2 protein-coding genes are annotated in these 1,894 nt (G+C 57.5%); one reads left to right on the top strand and one right to left on the bottom strand.

Going from position 1 to position 1,894, the window contains the following annotated elements; genetic code table 11:
• Nucleotides 1-120 precede the first annotated feature (120 nt).
• Nucleotides 121-663: a putative phosphothreonine lyase domain-containing protein gene (locus tag AWB75_RS36340; RefSeq protein WP_087087205.1), complete on the top strand. Its 543-nt coding sequence runs from the start codon at nucleotides 121-123 to the stop codon at nucleotides 661-663.
• 341 nt (nucleotides 664-1,004) lie between these two features.
• Here AWB75_RS36340 and AWB75_RS36335 read toward each other — a convergent pair whose 3' ends face one another.
• Nucleotides 1,005-1,712 carry a hypothetical protein gene (locus AWB75_RS36335; RefSeq protein ID WP_143746702.1) on the bottom strand — a complete coding sequence of 236 codons (708 nt, stop codon included), beginning with the start codon at nucleotides 1,710-1,712 and terminating at the stop codon, nucleotides 1,005-1,007.
• Nucleotides 1,713-1,894: the final 182 nt, after the last annotated feature.

Here is a 1,894-nt window from a genome sequence, read left to right as displayed (position 1 = left end):
AAGCGCAAATCGATCATCGCCGCATGTTGGAAACAAGCCGAGCTCTGGTGATGTCATGACTTACGTAAGTCTCAATAAGCGCCGCGATCCCCTGCGCGCCGACGACGATCGCTGAAACACATGTCAACTTTCGACGCGAGACTTCAGAGCCACGACCTGTCCAGCTCACCGCCGTTCGTGGTCAAACGCTTACAGGATGGCTTCGCCAATAACCTATCAGAAAAGTGGGCTCGAGTGAACGAACAATCACCCATGCTAGAGCGCCTGTTGCGGAAGTCAGAGAAACCTTCCGAAGACTTCAGCCGCAACTGGCACTTCAAAATGTCGCCGCTTTGCAAGAGCTTTGTGTCTGGTGACATGACGGGGAAATGGTGCATCTTCGTACCCCGCGACAACGTCGATGCAGCGTGGGACAAAATCAAAGACACTCTCGAGCGCAATCAGCTGCTGTGCGCCAAGGTTTCCACCGTCCTACCCAGCATGGCCCACGGCAACATTCACGTCATCTGCGTGTACACCGATAACTGGGCCAACGCACAAGACCTTGCGCATGTACGGCACGTTTTGCGGACGTTGGGCTTCACAGAGGAGCTTGGCTACAAGCGCGACGTCGATACCCGGAGCGGCCGCATCGGTCCCGGCGAGTGGTATTTGCGCATGTAGCTTGTAATCGGCGGCTCCCTTACAAAGAGCCTTGTAACGTCGAGACCGCGGGCGTCAGCACGACCGAGTGCTGCAGATCGTGGAGATTTCGGTCGCGTTACAGCGATCCCCGTCAAGCAAGTGACCGCACTCCTGTCGCCGGACTTCGGACGTCGCGCCGGCACCACCTCGGACGCAAATCCGCGTTTTAGCAATTTGAGGGCGATGCGCGTCGAACACAGGTCGTGCAACGCAAACCAGTTTTTTCAACCTTTTCCCAAATGCGTATAGACCGATGACGTCCGTCAGACGCGAGCCGTTTTGTCGCTGAGATTGTTTGTGACATCTGCCTCATTGATTTCTTAGTCCGGGACCGGTGCAGGCAGCGCCAGCAAAGCTTGCGAAGCCGTCTGCATCACCTTCGCCGACAAATCCGCCCCCGAGACGTCTTCGTAACGAGCCGGTATGCGCTCTTTAAGGCGAAACAGCCGCTGGTGGGCCGATCTGGTGATCTGGCCATAGGTGACTGCCTGAACCCGACCTCGCAAAACGCCCTCTTCCTTGAGCTCTTTCTCGCGCGTCGTCTTCGCCGCAATCTCGTGCCCCACTACGAAGGCTCTGAACATCGGTGTCCCATCGAGCGCGCCGCTTCCAAGGAAGTCCTGCACGTAGCCGTCGGCTTGGGTCATTTCATCACGTCCAATCGCCGATTTCCCCTTCTTAACTTCGATGATCAGCACATTCTGGATGCGGGTGAGCGTCGGTTCCGCCGGGTCGAACCCTTCGGTGCCGACGATTGAGCACGTCGCATCACCGAGCACCACGATGTCGGGGCGTTGTTTGTGATTGGTAAAGGCCTCGGCGGACAATCTCTTTTTAAAGATCTTTTCGACGGCCGTGCGCAAGCTGACGTTCGAAGAGTATTCGCTGCTGTCAAATTCCGGCCCGAAGAGCCAGCGCGCTTGCGTTACCAACGGGTGCAGCGTGTGCAGTTCGTCCGTGGCCTCGTCTCCGCTCAGCTTGTCAATGGCCGCCAGCACGGCTAGGCGATGGTCGATCTCGTCGAGCACCGACAACGCGTCGCGGACCGTCCACTGACTCAGCAGGCGGTCAAGCCCATCGATGTCCGATTCGTCAAGCTTGGTAAGCTTTTCAAGCAGAGCGGCGCCGCCGCGTTAATGCCGTTCAGTTAAGGTCCTTTCTAAGGTACCGGACGGAGTAACGTGAGGGGCGGGATTTGACGACTCGGTCG

The sequence above is a fragment of the Caballeronia catudaia genome, from assembly GCF_001544755.2.
Classification (GTDB): domain Bacteria; phylum Pseudomonadota; class Gammaproteobacteria; order Burkholderiales; family Burkholderiaceae; genus Caballeronia; species Caballeronia catudaia.
The sequence above is the reverse complement of the archived record's forward strand: the minus strand, read 5'-3'. Positions and strand labels throughout refer to the sequence as shown.